General features: G+C 67.4%; 1 protein-coding gene. It reads left to right on the top strand.

Annotation, left to right across the window (positions count from 1 at the left end; genetic code table 11):
* The coding region (locus AC5ZG5_RS46400) for an IS110 family transposase (RefSeq protein WP_496165592.1) at nucleotides 1–536 on the top strand (536 nt) is incomplete at both ends.

Here is a 536-nt window from a genome sequence, read left to right as displayed (position 1 = left end):
GTGTCATTGGAATGCTCGAGCGTGTGTGTGGTTGACGCCAACGGCAAGATCGTGCGGGAAGCCAAGGTGGCGAGCGAGCCGGAGGCGCTGATCGCCTGGTTCCGCGCGCTCGGCTACGGTCTTGAGCGGATCGGGCTGGAGGCCGGCCCGCTGTCGCAATGGCTGTTTGCAAAGATGAAGGCGGCCGGGCTCGCCGTGGAGCTGCTGGAGACGCGGCACGTGCGGGATGCGTTCAAGGCCATGCCGGTGAAGTCGGATCGCAACGACGCCCGGGGGATCGCGCAGCTGATCCGGTTGGGCTGGTTCCGGCCGGTGCACTGCAAGTCGCTAAGCGCGCAGGAGACGCGGGCGACGCTGACCGCCCGCAAGCTGGTGCAATCGAAGCTGCTCGACGTCGAGAACAGCCTGCGCGGGATCCTGCGCGGCTTCGGTCTCAAGGTCGGCACGCCGACGAAGCGCGAGTTTGCCGGACGGATCCAGGCACTCGTCGCCGGCCATCCGCATCTTGAGCGGATCGCCGGTGCGCTATTGGCGGT

It is taken from the genome of Bradyrhizobium sp. Ses1, from assembly GCF_059512365.1.
This window is presented reverse-complemented; position numbering and strand designations above follow the sequence as displayed.